Annotated in this window: 1 protein-coding gene; it reads right to left on the bottom strand. The window is 58.1% G+C overall.

Annotation, left to right across the window (positions count from 1 at the left end):
- Positions 1-556 (bottom strand): hypothetical protein (locus tag VQ03_RS33540; protein ID WP_157064338.1); only part of this gene is annotated, 556 nt, incomplete at its 3' end.
- Between the last annotated feature and the right edge of the window lie 40 nt (positions 557-596).

Genomic DNA, 596 nt, shown 5'->3' with positions numbered 1-596 from the left:
CGAGGTCGCGCACGCCGACGGAAAAGAAGGGATTGTCCCCGATGCCGAACCAGTAGATCGACAGCCGGCGCGCCTCGACCGCCGTCCGGATCTTGCCGGAGACGCGCTGCTCCAACGCGGTCCGGTCGAACTCCTCGATCGGGTCGGGGACGATCGTGATCGGGGCATGCGGCATGTAGCGGGCCATGACCGAGGTCAGGCGTTCTGTCGTTCCAAGAACGAAATCAGTGATCGGCTCCATCTCCCGCATCCAATACTGGAAGCGTGATAGTCGCGCGTCATCCATCTGGCTAAAATAATCATCAAATAAATCCTGCCCGACTTTCTTGCCAAGATGCTTCAAGCGGCAAGCAAGGATGATCGCTTCTGGAGTGAATGATTTTGAGAAGATGTAAATATCTGCGTCGAATGCCTTAGCATTCAGGAGTTCTGCGACCGGTGCATAGGTGATCGTCGTGTCAGGCGGAGTTGCGGATGCCAGTCGCAGGTAGCGGATCCGCATCCCTGCCGAGGACACGAATTCCGGCGACTGGATGACGATGCAGATCGTTGTCACGTCAACCTGCGCAGAGTGGTCGTGGCCCCGACGAGGCGCT

Origin of the sequence: Methylobacterium tarhaniae (assembly GCF_001043955.1) — a bacterium.
In the GTDB taxonomy this organism is placed as follows: Bacteria; Pseudomonadota; Alphaproteobacteria; order Rhizobiales; family Beijerinckiaceae; genus Methylobacterium; species Methylobacterium tarhaniae.
Note: the sequence above shows the minus strand (reverse complement) of the source record. Positions and strands in the feature narration are given on the sequence as shown.